This window comes from Ruegeria sp. K11 (genome assembly GCF_056531905.1).
Genome location: NZ_JBQFMP010000001.1, coordinates 34,084 through 48,859, shown reverse-complemented (window position 1 = coordinate 48,859; position 14,776 = coordinate 34,084). Strand labels below are relative to the sequence as shown.

14 protein-coding genes and 2 tRNA genes are annotated in these 14,776 nt (G+C 60.2%); 3 read left to right on the top strand and 13 right to left on the bottom strand.

Going from position 1 to position 14,776, the window contains the following annotated elements:
* Positions 1–87 precede the first annotated feature (87 nt).
* The 3 genes from recJ (at position 88) to ACR0K4_RS00235 (ending at position 2,111) form a co-directional block, all read left to right on the top strand.
* A complete protein-coding gene (gene recJ, locus ACR0K4_RS00245; protein ID WP_480852391.1) occupies positions 88–1,830 on the top strand; it encodes a single-stranded-DNA-specific exonuclease RecJ in 1,743 nt (580 codons plus the stop codon).
* A 109-nt stretch (positions 1,831–1,939) separates the two neighbouring features.
* Positions 1,940–2,014: transfer RNA gene (locus ACR0K4_RS00240), tRNA-Glu, on the top strand.
* A gap of 22 nt (positions 2,015–2,036) precedes the next feature.
* Positions 2,037–2,111: transfer RNA gene (locus ACR0K4_RS00235), tRNA-Glu, on the top strand.
* 157 nt (positions 2,112–2,268) lie between these two features.
* Here ACR0K4_RS00235 and ACR0K4_RS00230 read toward each other — a convergent pair.
* From ACR0K4_RS00230 to ACR0K4_RS00170, 13 genes are all read right to left on the bottom strand, one after another.
* Positions 2,269–2,664 carry a RidA family protein gene (locus tag ACR0K4_RS00230; RefSeq protein ID WP_480852390.1) on the bottom strand — a complete coding sequence of 132 codons (396 nt, stop codon included), beginning with the start codon at positions 2,662–2,664 and terminating at the stop codon, positions 2,269–2,271.
* Positions 2,661–3,068, bottom strand: a complete 408-nt coding sequence (locus tag ACR0K4_RS00225; protein WP_480852389.1) for an acyl-CoA thioesterase — start codon at positions 3,066–3,068, stop codon at positions 2,661–2,663. Before ACR0K4_RS00225 ends, ACR0K4_RS00230 begins: the two co-directional genes overlap by 4 nt.
* Positions 3,068–3,754, bottom strand: a complete 687-nt coding sequence (locus ACR0K4_RS00220) for an ABC transporter ATP-binding protein (RefSeq protein ID WP_480852388.1) — start codon at positions 3,752–3,754, stop codon at positions 3,068–3,070. The genes ACR0K4_RS00225 and ACR0K4_RS00220 overlap by 1 nt, the downstream gene beginning before the upstream one ends.
* Positions 3,751–4,500: an ABC transporter ATP-binding protein gene (locus tag ACR0K4_RS00215; RefSeq protein ID WP_480852387.1), complete on the bottom strand. Its 750-nt coding sequence runs from the start codon at positions 4,498–4,500 to the stop codon at positions 3,751–3,753. The genes ACR0K4_RS00220 and ACR0K4_RS00215 overlap by 4 nt, the downstream gene beginning before the upstream one ends.
* Entirely contained in the window at positions 4,493–5,479 is a 987-nt protein-coding gene (locus ACR0K4_RS00210; protein ID WP_480852386.1) for a branched-chain amino acid ABC transporter permease, read from the bottom strand. The genes ACR0K4_RS00215 and ACR0K4_RS00210 overlap by 8 nt, the downstream gene beginning before the upstream one ends.
* Positions 5,476–6,396 carry a branched-chain amino acid ABC transporter permease gene (locus tag ACR0K4_RS00205; RefSeq protein WP_480852385.1) on the bottom strand — a complete coding sequence of 307 codons (921 nt, stop codon included), beginning with the start codon at positions 6,394–6,396 and terminating at the stop codon, positions 5,476–5,478. The genes ACR0K4_RS00210 and ACR0K4_RS00205 overlap by 4 nt, the downstream gene beginning before the upstream one ends.
* A gap of 51 nt (positions 6,397–6,447) precedes the next feature.
* Positions 6,448–7,578 (bottom strand): ABC transporter substrate-binding protein, encoded by a 1,131-nt coding sequence (locus ACR0K4_RS00200; RefSeq protein ID WP_480852384.1) that lies wholly within the window; start codon positions 7,576–7,578, stop codon positions 6,448–6,450.
* Positions 7,579–7,657: 79 nt separating this feature from the next.
* Complete coding sequence (locus ACR0K4_RS00195) at positions 7,658–9,277, bottom strand: AMP-binding protein (protein ID WP_480852383.1); 1,620 nt, start codon at positions 9,275–9,277, stop codon at positions 7,658–7,660.
* Complete coding sequence (locus tag ACR0K4_RS00190; RefSeq protein WP_480852382.1) at positions 9,277–10,428, bottom strand: acyl-CoA dehydrogenase family protein; 1,152 nt, start codon at positions 10,426–10,428, stop codon at positions 9,277–9,279. The genes ACR0K4_RS00195 and ACR0K4_RS00190 overlap by 1 nt, the downstream gene beginning before the upstream one ends.
* Entirely contained in the window at positions 10,428–11,228 is an 801-nt protein-coding gene (locus ACR0K4_RS00185) for an enoyl-CoA hydratase family protein (RefSeq protein ID WP_480852381.1), read from the bottom strand. The genes ACR0K4_RS00190 and ACR0K4_RS00185 overlap by 1 nt, the downstream gene beginning before the upstream one ends.
* Positions 11,218–11,685, bottom strand: a complete 468-nt coding sequence (locus ACR0K4_RS00180; protein WP_480515847.1) for a MarR family winged helix-turn-helix transcriptional regulator — start codon at positions 11,683–11,685, stop codon at positions 11,218–11,220. Before ACR0K4_RS00180 ends, ACR0K4_RS00185 begins: the two co-directional genes overlap by 11 nt.
* Complete coding sequence (locus tag ACR0K4_RS00175; protein ID WP_480852380.1) at positions 11,682–12,413, bottom strand: SDR family NAD(P)-dependent oxidoreductase; 732 nt, start codon at positions 12,411–12,413, stop codon at positions 11,682–11,684. Before ACR0K4_RS00175 ends, ACR0K4_RS00180 begins: the two co-directional genes overlap by 4 nt.
* Positions 12,410–14,704, bottom strand: coding sequence for a bifunctional salicylyl-CoA 5-hydroxylase/oxidoreductase (locus ACR0K4_RS00170; protein ID WP_480852702.1), 2,295 nt, complete (start codon positions 14,702–14,704; stop codon positions 12,410–12,412). Before ACR0K4_RS00170 ends, ACR0K4_RS00175 begins: the two co-directional genes overlap by 4 nt.
* Between the last annotated feature and the right edge of the window lie 72 nt (positions 14,705–14,776).

Genomic DNA, 14,776 nt, shown 5'->3' with positions numbered 1-14,776 from the left:
TTGCGCCGCTGCCTTCGGCGAGAGTATTTGTAAAAAGATGAAGAGGCCGGGTCCGGATGGGTCCGGCCTTGATGCATGAGGTGAGATGTGGCGTTTCTGGGTATTGAGCAATCGTTGAGCGGGCGGCGCTGGGTTGGACCGGGGGTCGAGGTCGAGCGGGCAACGGAGATGATGGCGCAGCAGACCGATTTACCCCGTGCGGTCTGTCAGGTTCTTGCGCGGCGCGGTGTCCCGGCGATGGAGGCCGCGGGGTTTCTGGAGCCCAAGCTGAAAGAACTGCTGCCTGACCCGCGCGCATTGCGGGATATGGAAGTTGCTGCGGCCCGGTTTCTGGAAGCTGTGCGCAAACGGCAGAAAATCGCGGTGTTTGCGGATTATGACGTGGATGGCGGATCTTCGGCGGCGCTGTTGTTGGTGTGGCTGCGCCAGATGGGATCGCCCGCAACGCTCTACGTGCCCGATCGGATAGATGAGGGCTATGGGCCCAATGTGCCCGCCATGCAGGAACTGGCGGAAAGCCATGATCTGATCATCTGCGTGGATTGCGGAACGCTGAGTCACAAACCCATTGCTGCGGCCAAGGGTTCGGATGTGATCGTGCTGGATCACCATCTGGGCGGGGAAACCCTGCCGGATTGCGTGGCCGTGGTGAACCCGAACCGGCAGGATGAAAGCGGCGATCTGGGCTATCTCTGTGCCGCTGCGGTGGTGTTTCTGATGCTGGTCGAGGCCGGGCGGCAACTGCGCGAGGCCGGGGCCAAGGGGCCGGACCTGATCCCTCTGCTGGATCTGGTGGCTTTGGCCACGGTTGCGGATGTGGCCCCATTGATCGAGGCCAATCGCGCGCTTGTCCGGCAGGGTCTGAAGGTGATGGCGCAGAGACAACGACCCGGTCTTGTCGCGCTGTCAGATGTGGCCCGCATGGATACGGCACCGAACAGTTATCATCTGGGGTTTTTACTGGGTCCACGTGTCAATGCAGGCGGGCGGATTGGTCAGGCCGATCTGGGCGCGCGACTGTTGAGCACGGGATCGGTCAGCGAGGCTGAAGCGCTTTCTGAGCGATTGGACGCGTTGAACACGGAACGGCGCGAGATCGAGAATGCCGTGCGCGCCTCAGCCATGGCGCAGGCAGAAGAACGGGGGCTCGATGCGCCTTTGGTCTGGGCAGCCGACGAGGGCTGGCATCCCGGTGTCGTCGGGATCGTTGCGTCGCGCCTCAAGGAAGCGGCGAACCGGCCCGCCATTGTGATCGGGTTTGATGGTAACGAGGGCAAGGGGTCTGGCCGGTCGGTGTCGGGTGTTGATCTTGGCGCGTCGATTCATCGCCTGGCCTCAGAGGGGCTGTTGGTCAAGGGCGGCGGGCATAAGATGGCGGCCGGCCTGACTGTTATGCGCGATCAACTGGAACCTGCGATGGCGCGCCTGTCCGAGCTTTTGGCCAAGCAGGGCGCAGGACAGGTTGGCCCGGCTGACCTGAAGCTGGATGGCGCATTGATGCCCTCTGCGACGTCGGTAGACCTGATCGAGCAGATAGAAAAGGCCGGACCTTTTGGGGCCGGTGCGCCCGCGCCACGTTATGCCCTTCCCGATCTTCAGGTTCGCTTTGCCAAACGGGTGGGCGAAACACATCTGAAACTGTCCTTGTCTGACGGCATATCCGGCGGATTGGATGCAATCGCCTTTGGCGCTTTCGAGGGACCTCTGGGCGAGCGGCTGTCCAATCATGGTGGTGCGCGCTTTCATTTTGCCGGACGGCTTGAGGTGAATTCCTGGGGTGGGCGTCAGAGCGTTCAACTGCGTCTGGAAGACGCTGCCGAGGCGAATTGACCCGGTTTTCCAACGGGCCGGAAGGGTTTCAAAAAAGTTGCCCTGCGTTACGTTTTTCGGCTTGCGGGGGGGGAAGGTAGGCCGTAAAAGGCCCTCCACAAGCCAGCGTGGCCCGTTCGTCTATCGGTTAGGACGCCAGGTTTTCAACCTGGAAAGAGGGGTTCGATTCCCCTACGGGCTACCATTTACGCTTGCAAGGTCAAGATGGCCCGTTCGTCTATCGGTTAGGACGCCAGGTTTTCAACCTGGAAAGAGGGGTTCGATTCCCCTACGGGCTACCATTTTTCTCGAAAAACCTCGCAATCCACGGCGCAGTTGTCACCGCTCGTACAGCTTGTGCGACAGCAGTGCGCGATCCGTAAGGCAGAGGATTGCACGGGCCGCTACCGCGGCATGGCGCGTTCGGGAAATGCGACGGCGGTTTCGGGTGTTCGGCAATCAGCTCAGATGCGCAGTTGCCTCGATTTCGACAAGGGCTTCATCTTCGACCAGTCCGGCCACAATGATCATAGACATGGCCGGAAAGTGCTTGCCGAACACCTCGCGATATGCGGCGCCGACCTCGGCCTGCCGGGCCAGATACTCGCTTTTGTCGGTTACAAACCATGTCAGGCGGGTCACATCACTGACCTGCCCGCCCGCCTCTTCTACAATCGCCGCGATGTTGCGCAGAGCCTGTTTCATCTGGCTGATGAAGCCGCCTTCGACAAATTTCTTGTTGGCATCCCAACCGATTTGACCGCCGATATGCAACGTGCCGTCTTTGGTCAGCATCCCGTTAGCGTATCCTTTGGCGGGCAACCAGCCGGTCGGGTGGATAGTGCGATGGCTCATGTCTGAGGGTCCTTGAATACAGTGAGGTTTTCGCGAAGCGCGTCCGGCCATGGGGTTGGGCGGCCTTGTCCGTTGACGTAGACAAGCGTGGCCGTTGTGGTGAACCGAAGCGTCTTCTGGCAATGGGCCGTCATGACATACGCGGCCGAGCTGCGGCCGACTTTTCTGATCACGAGGGCAAATGACAGATCATCCCCATGTCGGCTGGGCGCTGAAAACTGGGTTTCGATCTGGGCCGTCGGGATTGCAGCAGTTTTGTGCAATTCCTCAAGTGGCGTTTTCAGGGCCTGATCAAAGAATGCCTCGACACAATCGTTCATCATTTCGAAATATCGGGGGTAGAACACGATCCCTGCAGGGTCGCAGTGTTTGAACAGCACTTTCTGATGAAACTCGAACGCCATCAGACCCCCACATATCTTTCTGAAATGTCCCGGGTCAGGTCGGTCATGGCGCCAGACCAGACGGTCTTGCCCCGTTCCAGGATCACAGCCCTGTCCGAGACTGCCGCCAGTTCTTTCAGCGACTTGTCGATCAGCAGGATCGAAACTTTGGTATCCTGTTTCAACCGGCGCAGCGCCGCCCAGATTTCCTGCCGGATGATCGGGGCCAGACCTTCGGTAGCTTCGTCCAGGATCAACAGGCGCGGATTGGTCATCAATGCACGCCCGATAGCCAACATTTGCTGCTCACCACCAGACAGAGACACCGCACGCTGGTCCTGCCTTTCAAACAATCGTGGAAACAGATCAGATACGGTTTTCAGGGTCCATGGCCCCGTACGCGCTGCGGCGACCAGATTCTCGCGCACCGTCAGGTCGGCAAAGCATCGCCGCCCCTCCGGCACCAGCCCGACGCCTCTCCGGGCCACTTTGTGGCTGGGCAGCGCCTGCAGGTTCTGGCCGTCCAGCGTCAGAGTGCCCTCGGACCGGATCATCTGACAAATTGCCTTGACCGTCGTTGTCTTACCCATCCCGTTGCGCCCCATCAGCGCGGTCACCTCCCCCTCGGCCATGGTCAGATCAACGCCGAACAGCGCCTGACTGACGCCGTAGCTTGCGGTGAGGTTCCGGATCGTGAGAAAGCTCATACCTCATCCCCCAGGTAGGCTTCGCGCACCTCGCGGCTGGTTCGGATCTCATCCGCGGTGCCGGTGGCGATCACCTTGCCATAGACCAGAACGCTGATCCGGTTGGCCAGCGCAAAGACCGCATCCATGTCATGTTCAACCAATAGGATCGGGGCTTCGTCCCGCAATCCGTCTAGAAACCCGGTCAACCGTTTCGAGCCTTCGGCCCCCAGCCCCGCCATGGGTTCGTCCATGATAAACGCGCGCGGTGACAGGGTCAGCGCAACTGCGACCTCCAACTGGCGGCGCTGCCCGTGGCTGAGGTCGGCGCACCGCATGTCGCGCTCGGCGCTCAGACCGACACGCGCAAGCGCTGCTTCGGCCTTCTCGCACAGGGACTTTGTCTTTAACGCGCTGCGCCAGAAGCGCCAGGCTGCCCCTTCGGCACCCATGGCACCCAGTACCGCGTTTTCCAGAACGGTATCTTCCATGCACAGGTCCGAAATCTGGAAAGTCCGCCCCAGCCCTGCCCGCGCGCGCGCTTGCGTGCCAAGGTCCGAGACGTCCTGCCCGCACAAGATGACCTGCCCGGCATCCGGCCTCAGCCCTCCGCAGATTTGCTTGATCAGAGTGGACTTGCCTGCGCCGTTCGGTCCGATGATGGCGTGGATTTCGCCGGGCCTCAGGTCAATCGAAACGTCGTTTGTCGCGATCAGTGCGCCGAACCGTTTGTTCAGGCCGTGGGTTGCAAGAACAGGCTCAGACATGCGCGCCCTCTCTGCCAGTCAAAAGCCCGATCAGACCGCCGCGCCCGAACAGGACAATACACAGCAGAATGATGCCAAGATAAACGTGCCAGAACTCGGTCAGTTCTCCGAGGAAATGTTCAAGCGCCACAAAAACACAAGCTCCGATCACCGGTCCCATCAGGCGTCCCACGCCACCGATGATGATCAGCACGATCAATTCACCGGACAATTGCCAGCTGAACATGGTCGGGGATACAAACCGGTTCAGATCCGCAAACAGTGCCCCGGCCAACCCCGTTATCGCCCCCGAAAGCACAAAGGCCAGCAGCTTGAGGCGCATCGGGTTGAGGCCCACGGTTTCGACACGCGCATCGGTCTGGCGCGCGGCGTTCAGCGCCAGCCCGAATGGCGACGCCTGCAGGCGCGCAAACAGGAACAACGTGGCACACAACAGAGCAAAACAAATGCCAAAGAACTGGATCGGAACCAGCGTATTCAGCCCCGGAAAACCGTTGCGAACATAGATCGACAACCCATCCTCGCCACCATATTGCGCCCATGAAATCGCGAAGTAAAAGAACATCTGACCAAAGGCGAGCGTGATCATGATGAAGTAAACACCCGAGGTGCGCAGCGACAGAAGGCCGATGAAAAAGGCCACAATTCCTGACGCAATCATCGCCACCAGCCAGATGATCGGCATCGAATTGGTGCCATCGGTCGCGAATATCCCAAGGTCCAGCGCGGTATAGGTCTGCGCATGGTAGGCCAGAATGCCCATGGAATAGCCGCCGATTCCAAAGAAGGCCGCATGGCCAAAGCTGACCATCCCTCCGATCCCCAGGATCAGGTTGAGCCCAACAGCCGCCAATGCAAGGATGACCGCGCGCGTCACCAAAGTGATGGTGAACGGCTGGTCCATCGCCATGGCCCATAGCGGCAACAGCAGCAGACCACCTATGACAAGGGCGTTGATCAGTCTTTCGTTTATCCTCATGCCCGCGCTCCGAACAGGCCGGTGGGACGCCAGATCAAAACCAGCCCCATCAGAATGTAAATTCCCATCGAAGCAATGGCCGAGCCGCTTTTCTGGGCCGCACCGGTGTCCATGAACAGCTTGAACAACTCGGGCAAGAACACACCGCCCAGCGTATCCGTCAGGCCAACCAACAGCGCGCCGATGAACGCCCCCCGGATCGAGCCGATGCCGCCGATGACGATCACGACAAAAGCGAGGATCAGCACAGGCTCTCCCATGCCCACCTGCACCGACTGGATCGCGCCAACCAGTGCCCCGGCCAGACCGGCTAGCGCTGCGCCCAGCGCAAAAACCAGTGTGTAGAGCTTTGAGATGTCGACGCCCAAAGCGGCAATCATCTCGCGGTCATTCTCACCCGCACGGATTTGTATGCCCAGCCGTGTCCGTTCGATCAGCAGCCACAACCCGACAGCAACCGCCAGTCCGACCCCGATCAGAGTCAGGCGGTATAGGGGGTATTCGATCCCTCCGGGCAGTGTCACCGGCCCCGACAGCATCTCGGGGATGTTCAGAAACAGCGGAAATGAGCCAAAGACCCACCGCGTGCCTTCCGAGAAGATCAGGATCAGGGCAAAGGTCGCCAGCACCTGATCCAGATGCGCGGCGTCATACAGCCGCCGGATCACCACCATTTCGATGATGGCCCCCGCCAGCGCAGCCGCTGCCAGCGCCGCGATCAGACCCATGAAAAACGATCCGGTCACCCCCGCAACAGCAGCAGCGGCAAACGCGCCCACCATATACAGTGAGCCATGGGCAAGATTGATCAGGCCCATTACGCCGAAGATCAGCGTCAGACCGGCGGCCATCAAAAAGAGCATGACGCCGAATTGCAGACCGTTCAGGATCTGCTCGATTATCAGGATCGAGGACATGAGAACTCCGGGTATCTGCCTGCCCCGCAGATGAGGGCAGGCAGAAATCGCTTACATCTTGCAATCAGCCGCGTACGCGTCCGAGTGACCTTCCAGCGCGGTGCCGATGATCTTGTTGGTGAAGACGTCACCTTCCTTGATCACCTCACGCGCATAGATGGTCTGAACCGGGTGATGGTTCGGGCCGAACGAGAAATCCCCGCGTGTGCTGTCGAATTCCGCAGCCCGCAGCGCCTCGCGAAACGCGTTGGCATCCGCCGGATCAGCCTTGTCCAACGCGGACAGCAACAGGTTCGCGGTATCAAACCCCTGGCTGGCATAGAGCGACGGCAGGCGCCCATATTCCGCCTGGAAACTCTCCACAAACGCCGCATTGGTCGGGTTGTCGATATCCTTGTTCCACTGCGAAGTGTTCACCACACCCATCGCCGCATCGCCGACCGCCTGCAGGATACCCTGATCGAAGCTGAACGCGGGACCCACGACCGGCAGGTCGATACCGCTGTCGGCATATTGCTTGAGGAAGGAAATCCCCATCCCGCCGGGCAGGAAGAAAAAGACGCTGTCCGCGTCACTGGCCCGGATCTGTGCGATCTCGGCCGCGTAATCCGTCTGTCCCAGCTTGGTATAGACCTCACCGGCCAGATCACCCTCGAAGAACCGCTTGTAACCGGTCAGGGCATCCGTGCCAGCCGGGTAGTTCGGGGCCATGATGAACGACTTTTCGTATCCGACGCCATTTGCATATGCGCCCGCCGCCTCGTGCAGATTGTCGTTCTGCCAGGCCACGTTGAAGTAGTTCTGATGACACCCCTTGCCTGCCAGAGGAGACGGCCCCGCGTTGGGGGACAGATAGAACACGTTCTGATTCACCGCCGCCGGCACCACCGCCATAGCGAGGTTCGACCAGATGATGCCGGTCATCACGTCGACCCGCTCGGACTGGATCATCTTGTCCGACAGTTGCACCGCGATATCCGGCTTGCGCTGATCGTCTTCGATGACAACCTCGATATCGTCACGGCCTGATTGCGCGATGGCCAGCATGAACCCGTCCCGGACATCAATACCCAGACCCGCGCCGCCGCCCGACAATGTCGTAATCATCCCGACCTTCACCTCGGCAAACGCACCTGACGCGCACAGCGCCGAGGCCGCAGCGGCCAAAAGAAGCTTTTTCATGTGTTTCTCCCTAGTTGGTCTTGTTATTTCAAACAAATATCAGCCGCCCTGACCACCCGTTTGCGACCGGCTTTTTCGTTCATTTCCCCTCGCGAAGCCTGAAACGCTGAACCTTGCCCGTCTGCGTCTTGGGCAGTTCAGTACAAAAGCGCACGGCCCGCGGGTATTTGTATGGGGCGATGACGGACTTAACGTGTTCCTGAAGCCGCAGCACCATGTCCTCTGATGCCTCCGCCGGGTTGGTCAGAACCACATGGGCTTCGACGATATTGCCCCGCTCGGCATCCGGCGCGCCAATGACGGCGCATTCGGCAATCGCGTCATGAGACAACAGTGCGGCCTCGACCTCGGGACCGGCGATGTTATAGCCCGATGACAGGATCATATCGTCATTGCGCGCTGCAAAATGAAACCGACCTTCGGCATCGCAAAAGAAACTGTCGCCGGTGACATTCCACCCACCCGACACGTAATCGGCCTGCCGCGCATCATTGAGATACCGGCAGCCCGTTGGCCCGCGCACGACCAGCCGCCCGATTTCGCCGATATCAGCCTCGCTGCCGTCATCCTTCAGCACTTTGGCTTCATAGCCGCTGACAGGTTTGCCGGTACAGGCCGGATGATGGTCGTCAAAGCGGTTGGAAATGAAGATATGCAGCAATTCTGTCGCGCCTATGCCGTCCAACATCGGCTTTCCGGTCCGGGCCATCCAGTCGTCATAGATCGGTTTGGGCAGGGTCTCACCCGCCGACACTGCAGCCCGCAAGCTGGACAGGTCCGCCCCGTCCTCCATCGCCTGCAGCATCACGCGATAGGCCGTGGGTGCCGTAAAACACACAGTCGCGCGGTATTTTTCGATAATTTCGATCATACCCGGCGGTGAGGCCTGTTCCAGCAACGTGGCGGTCGCCCCGAACCGCAACGGGAACACGGCCAGACCGCCCAGCCCGAAGGTAAATGCCAGCGGCGGCGAGCCGACAAACACATCCTTCGGTGTCACGCCCAGAACCTCGCGCGCGTAACCATCGGCGATGATCAGCAGATCGCGATGAAAATGCATCGTGGCCTTGGGTTCTCCGGTTGAACCGGAGGTAAAGCCCAACAGCGCCACGTCGTCCCGCCCGGTTTGTACGCAGTCAAACTTTACCGGCTTTTCCAAAGCCATCCGGTCCAGATCGGCATCGTGGTTCGACGTGCCGTCAAACCCGACCACCCGGGTCAGGAACCTGCTGCTCTGCGCGCACAGCTCCATTTCCTCCATCAGACGCGTATCACACAGCGCGAACTGGATTTCCGCCTTGTCGATGTACTTGGTCAACTCACCGGCGCGCAGCATCGGCATGGTGTTCACGACAACCGCACCCACCTTGGTTGCCGCAAGCCAGCAGGCAACCATGGCCGGGTTGTTGGCTGACCGGATCAGAACGCGATTGCCGGGTTTGACCCCCAGATCCTCGGCCAGCACATGGGCCAGCCTGTTTGTCCAGTCCGTCAACTCTTTGTAGGTGCGCTGACGCCCGTTGCCGATCAAGGCAGTGTTGTCGCCAAAGCCCTTTTCGACCATGGCATCGGTCAGCTCGAAAGCCGCATTCAAAACTTCCGGATAGTCGAACCCATCCAGCAGAAAATCAGGCCATTGATCGGCAGGAGGCAGGTTATCCCGGGCAAATGTGTCGATATGAGCGGATTGGCCAAGCATCACAAACCTCCCTGATGCGCCATCATGGCTTGCCGCGCGATGATGACCTTTTGCACATCGGACGCGCCCTCGTAGATGCGCAGCGCACGGATCTCACGATATAGCGTCTCGACAGTGCTGCCGGACCGCACCCCGTCGCCACCGAACAGCTGCACCGCCTTGTCGATGACCTGCTGCGCCTGTTCGGTCGAGAACAGCTTGGCCATGGCCGCTTCGCGGGTCACGCGGGCAGCGCCGCTGTCCTTGGCCCAGGCCGCGCGATAGATCAGCAGCGCGCTGGCATCGATATCCAGCGCCATGTCAGCGATATGTCCCTGCACCATTTGCAGATCGAACAGCGGCGCGCCCTGAACCTGCCGGCTTGTCACCCGGGTCAGTGCCGCGTCCAGTGCGCGGCGCGCGAACCCAAGCGCCGCCGCCGCGACCGTGGACCGAAAGACATCCAGCACGGCCATGGCAATGCCAAACCCCTGCCCCGGCGCGCCGATCATGGCCGACGCCGGAACACGCACATCGTCAAACCGCAGTGTCGCCAGCGGATGCGGCGCGATCGTGTCCAGCCGTTCGATGACCTGAAATCCGGGCAGATCGGGCGTCACCACAAAAGCCGACAGCCCCTTTGCCCCCGCGGCCTCTCCGGTACGGGCAAACAGCGTATAAACATCGGCAATTCCCCCGTTCGATATCCAGGTCTTGTCGCCATTCAGCACATAGTGGTCGCCATCCCGCACCGCCGTCATGGTGGAACTGGCGACATCCGAACCCGATTGCGGCTCGGTCAGGGCAAAGGCGGATATCGCCTTCCCGCTGCGGGTCTGGGGCAACCACGCCGCCTTTTGCGCGTCTGTTCCGAACAGCGAGAGCGCACCGGTGCCCAATCCCTGCATCGCAAACGAGAAATCCGCCAACCCGTCGTGGCGGGCCAGAATCTCGCGCGCGATACATAGCTTTCTCACATCCAACACGCCCGTCTCATCGGCTGTGGGCTGCAATACCCCGGCATCCCCCAGCGCACGAACCAAGGCGCGGCACGCCGCATCCGTATCCGCGTGGTCGATCTCCAACCCCTGTGCCACGTCCTCGACACGCGCCGCCCAGTCGCGGTGATGTGGGTCGAAGAACGGCCAGGACAGGAAGGTGTGATCTGACATCAGTCGCCCTCGAACACTGGTTTATCTTTGGCAACGAACGCATTGTAAGCACGCTCAAAATCTCCGGTTTGCATACAGATGGCCTGCGCCTGAGCCTCGGCTTCGATGGCCTGTTCGATGGACATCGACCATTCCTGCGCCAGCATGGTCTTGGTCATCATATGTGCGAAATTCGGACCCGCCGCGATGCGTGCGGCCAGCCCTTGCGCTTCGGCTTGCAACTGATCCGCCGCAACCAGTCGGTTGTAAAAGCCCCATGCCGCGCCTTCATCAGCGCTCATGCTGCGACCGGTGTAAAGCAACTCAGCCGCCCGCCCCTGTCCGATGATCCGGGGCAGAATGGCACAAGCGCCCATGTCGCATCCCGCCAGCCCGACCCGCGTGAACAGAAAGGCGCATTTGGCCTGCGGTGTCGCGATACGCAAATCCGAAGCCATCGCGATAATCGCCCCGGCACCCACGCAGATGCCGTCCACCGCAGCGATCACCGGCTTGCCGCAATTCACCATTGCCTTGACCAGATCACCAGTCATCCGGGTGAAAGTCAGCAATTCCTTCATGTTCATCCGGGTCAGAGGCCCAATGATATCATGCACATCCCCGCCCGAGCTGAAGTTACCCCCGTTCGACGCAAAGATCACCGCATCCACGTCATCGGCATAGGCCAGATCGCGAAACCAGTCGCGCAGCTCGGCGTAGCTGTCGAATGTCAGTGGATTCTTGCGATCCGGCCGGTCCAGACGCACTGTTGCGACCCGGTCCTTGATCTCGCATTGGAAATGAGTGACATCACTGCGCATCTGGCCCCTCCGGCAAGCTGAATTCTGTGGTGATCGCGCGGGCTTCTGCTGCCGAGAACTGCCCCAGCATATCGTTGATCCATACCTCGTGCGCGGCGGCCTGACGGGCGAATTCTTCGCGACCCTTTTGCGTCATACGAACGCGGTGGGCCCGCCTGTCACCCGGCACGGCCTGACGCACAAGAAAGCCGTCTTCGGCCAGGCGGTCGACGATACCGGTGACATTGCCATTGGACACCCGTAGCGCGCCCGAGATTTCGCTCATCTTCAACCCGTCCTCATAGCGCGACAGGGCCGCCATGACATCGAACCGGGGCAAAGTGGTTTGGAACTGATCGCGGAAATTCTCGCGCAATGTCGCCTCGATCACGCGCGTTGTTTTCAGCAGACGCAGCCACAGCCGCAGCCTTTCTTTCGAGGCATCTTCCAGTGGCAACTGGGCGAGGCTCTGGCTCATATCTCGCCCCCCGACAGGCTCAACGTATGTCCATTTACCGACTTTGCCGCGTCCGAGCAGAGCCATAGCACCGCACTGGCAACCTCTTCGGTCTGGATGAAGCGCCGTTGCGGGTTTCCCTTGTTCATCGATGCTGCGGCGTCTTGCTCGCTCATCCCGGTTTTGCTGACAATATTTGCGATAGACCGATCAAGCATCGGGGTTTCGACAAACCCCGGACAAACGGCGTTTACCGTCACCCCCGTTTTGGCCAGTTCGATCGCCAAGGACCGGGTCAGGCCCACTGCTGCGTGCTTGGCCGCGCAATAGCCAGAGACATAAGGATAGCCCTTGAGCCCCGCGGTCGATGCAATGACGATCAGTCTCCCCGCCCCAGCAGCTTTCATGTCCGGCAAGCCCGCCTGCCAGAGGTTGAAGACACCAACCAGATTGACCTCGGTCATCGCGCGCAGATCGTCAGGCCCCATCTTTTCGAACGGCACAGAGATTGCTGCACCCGCGTTGGCGATCACCGCGGTGATCGGGCCTCGCTCCGTGCGCGCTGCAGTGAAGGCATTTTGCACTTGCGCTGCATCGGTCACATCGCACAGCTCATACGGTATATCCTGCGCCTGCAAGGTCGCCTCGCTGCGGCCCAATATGGTGACCTTTGCGCCTGTGCGAGCAAAGCTCTGCGCGATCTCTGCGCCGACGCCGGTTCCCCCGCCCGAGATCACGACATGGCTCATACCTTGCCCACCATCTCGGCGTCGCGATCCGCCAGACGCCAGGCCTGATCCCGGCCTGCCTCATAGGGTTTTGGCCAAACCTCCTGCCGATCCCCCAACGCCGTGGCGGCGTGCAACGTCCAGTACGGATCGTTCAGGTGGGGTCGTGCCAGACACACCAGATCGGCCCGCCCCGCCATGAGGATCGAGTTTACATGATCGGGTTCATAAATGTTCCCAACCGCCATCGTCCTGATGCCACCTTCGTTGCGAATGCGGTCGGAAAACGGGGTCTGAAACATCCGGCCATAAACCGGCTTGGCCCGGGTTGAGGTTTGTCCGGCCGATACGTCGATAATGTCCGCGCCCGCCGCTTCGAACATGGCGGCAATTCTGACGGCTTCTTCAGGTGTAACGCCATCGTCGCCAACCCAGTCATTGGCCGAAATGCGCACCGCCATCGGCCTGTGCGCGGGCCAGGCTGCGCGCATTGCCGCAAAAACTTCAAGCGGGTAACGCATCCGGTTGTCAAGACTTCCCCCATATTCATCCTGCCGCTGGTTCGAAAGCGGAGAGATAAAGGACGAGATCAAATAGCCATGTGCCGCGTGTAACTCGATCATGTCAAAGCCTGCCCGATCCGCCATTTCGGTCGCGGTCACAAAGCTGGCCGTGACAGTATCCATATCGCTGCGGTCCATCGCCTTGGGGGTGGCATTCCCGTCTGACCATGGAATCGCCGAAGCAGACAGCAGCGGCCAGTTTCCGACCTCAAGCGGCTGGTCCATCCCCTCCCATCCCACTCGGGTCGATCCTTTGCGGCCCGAATGGCCGATCTGGCAGCAAATCTTGGCCTCGGTCTCGGCATGCACAAACTGCGTCAACCGCCGCCAGGCGTCTTCATGTTCCGGCGCGTACAGCCCCGGGCAACCGGGAGTGATCCGTCCGTCGGGCGAAACACATGTCATCTCGGTATAAACCAGCCCGGCACCCCCCTTGGCCCGTTCACCGTAATGGATCAGGTGCCAGTCAGTGGGGCACCCATCCACCGCCTTGTATTGCGCCATCGGAGACACAACGATGCGGTTTTTCAGATGCATCTCGCGCAGCTGAAACGGCGCAAACATCGGTGCCCGCGCAGGCGCGTTGGCACCGTTGCCGGCCTGCTCCATGAACCACGCCTCGGCCTGCCCCAGCCACACGCCATCGCGTTCACGCAGGTTTTCATGACTGATCCGCTGGGATCGCGTCAGCATCGAATAGTTCAGCTGAACCGGGTCGAGGTCCAGATACCGCTCCACATCCTCGAACCATTCCAGAGAATTCCGGGCCGCGGACTGCAAGCGCAGGACTTCCAACCGGCGCTCATCTTCGTACCGGGAAAATGCGGCTTCCAGACTGTCCTCGCCGACAATGTAATCGGCCAGCGCAATTGCGCTTTCCATTGCCAGCTTGCTGCCCGACCCGATGGAAAAATGCGCCGTCGCAGCAGCATCGCCCAGCAAAACCACATTTTTGTAGCTCCACTTTTCGCACAGCACACGCGGAAAGCGCAGCCAGGCCGAGCCGCGGATATGATTGGCATTTGTCATCAGACTGTGACCGCCCAGATGATCTTTGAAAATCTCTTCGCAGACCGAGATGGAGTCCTGCTGACTCATCTCTCCGAAACCGTAAGCGTCAAATGTGTCCTGCGTGCATTCGACGATGAACGTCGCCGTGTCGGCGTCAAACTGATAGGCGTGCGCCCAGACCCATCCCTTGTCGGTTTGCTCGAAGATAAACGTAAACGCATCATCGAATTTCTGATGGGTGCCTAGCCACACGAACTTGCACAGACGCTGGTCTATGTCGGGCCTGAACACCTCGGCAAATTCCATCCGCGTTTTCGAGTTCAGCCCGTCAGCCCCGACAACCACATCATAGTCGTCCATATAAGATGACGCCTGCCCCACCTCGGTCTCAAAGCGCAGATCGACCCCCAGCTGGCGCGCCCGGTCCTGTAGGATCAAAAGCAGCTGCTTGCGCCCGATGCCGCAAAAGCCATGACCCTGCGATACCGTCCGCTGACCCTTGTGAATAAGCGCCACGTCGTCCCAATAGGCGAAGTGATCCCGGATAATGTCCGCGCTGACCGGATCGTTCTGCGCCAGATTGTCCAGTGTTTCATCCGAAAGCACGACGCCCCAGCCAAAGGTGTCGTCCGGGCGATTGCGTTCGAACACCACAACTTCGGCGCCGGGATCGCGAAGCTTCATCGATATCCCGAAATACAGGCCAGCGGGGCCACCACCCAAACATGCAATGCGCATCACTGGCATTCTCCTGTCTGCGTCAATGCAAGAAGGTTAGGATGGTTCAACTAACGTTTCAAGTTAGAAAAT

Excerpts from the sequence above, each read along its gene's own strand:
- ACR0K4_RS00230 (WP_480852390.1), bottom strand. The coding sequence starts at position 2,664 with ATGAGCCATCGCACTATCCACCCGACCGGCTGGTTGCCCGCCAAAGGA.
- ACR0K4_RS00225 (WP_480852389.1), bottom strand. The coding sequence starts at position 3,068 with ATGGCGTTCGAGTTTCATCAGAAAGTGCTGTTCAAACACTGCGACCCT.
- ACR0K4_RS00220 (WP_480852388.1), bottom strand. The coding sequence starts at position 3,754 with ATGAGCTTTCTCACGATCCGGAACCTCACCGCAAGCTACGGCGTCAGT.
- ACR0K4_RS00215 (WP_480852387.1), bottom strand. The coding sequence starts at position 4,500 with ATGTCTGAGCCTGTTCTTGCAACCCACGGCCTGAACAAACGGTTCGGC.
- ACR0K4_RS00210 (WP_480852386.1), bottom strand. The coding sequence starts at position 5,479 with ATGAGGATAAACGAAAGACTGATCAACGCCCTTGTCATAGGTGGTCTG.
- ACR0K4_RS00205 (WP_480852385.1), bottom strand. The coding sequence starts at position 6,396 with ATGTCCTCGATCCTGATAATCGAGCAGATCCTGAACGGTCTGCAATTC.
- ACR0K4_RS00200 (WP_480852384.1), bottom strand. The coding sequence starts at position 7,578 with ATGAAAAAGCTTCTTTTGGCCGCTGCGGCCTCGGCGCTGTGCGCGTCA.
- ACR0K4_RS00195 (WP_480852383.1), bottom strand. The coding sequence starts at position 9,277 with ATGCTTGGCCAATCCGCTCATATCGACACATTTGCCCGGGATAACCTG.
- ACR0K4_RS00190 (WP_480852382.1), bottom strand. The coding sequence starts at position 10,428 with ATGTCAGATCACACCTTCCTGTCCTGGCCGTTCTTCGACCCACATCAC.
- ACR0K4_RS00185 (WP_480852381.1), bottom strand. The coding sequence starts at position 11,228 with ATGCGCAGTGATGTCACTCATTTCCAATGCGAGATCAAGGACCGGGTC.
- ACR0K4_RS00180 (WP_480515847.1), bottom strand. The coding sequence starts at position 11,685 with ATGAGCCAGAGCCTCGCCCAGTTGCCACTGGAAGATGCCTCGAAAGAA.
- ACR0K4_RS00175 (WP_480852380.1), bottom strand. The coding sequence starts at position 12,413 with ATGAGCCATGTCGTGATCTCGGGCGGGGGAACCGGCGTCGGCGCAGAG.
- ACR0K4_RS00170 (WP_480852702.1), bottom strand. The coding sequence starts at position 14,704 with ATGCGCATTGCATGTTTGGGTGGTGGCCCCGCTGGCCTGTATTTCGGG.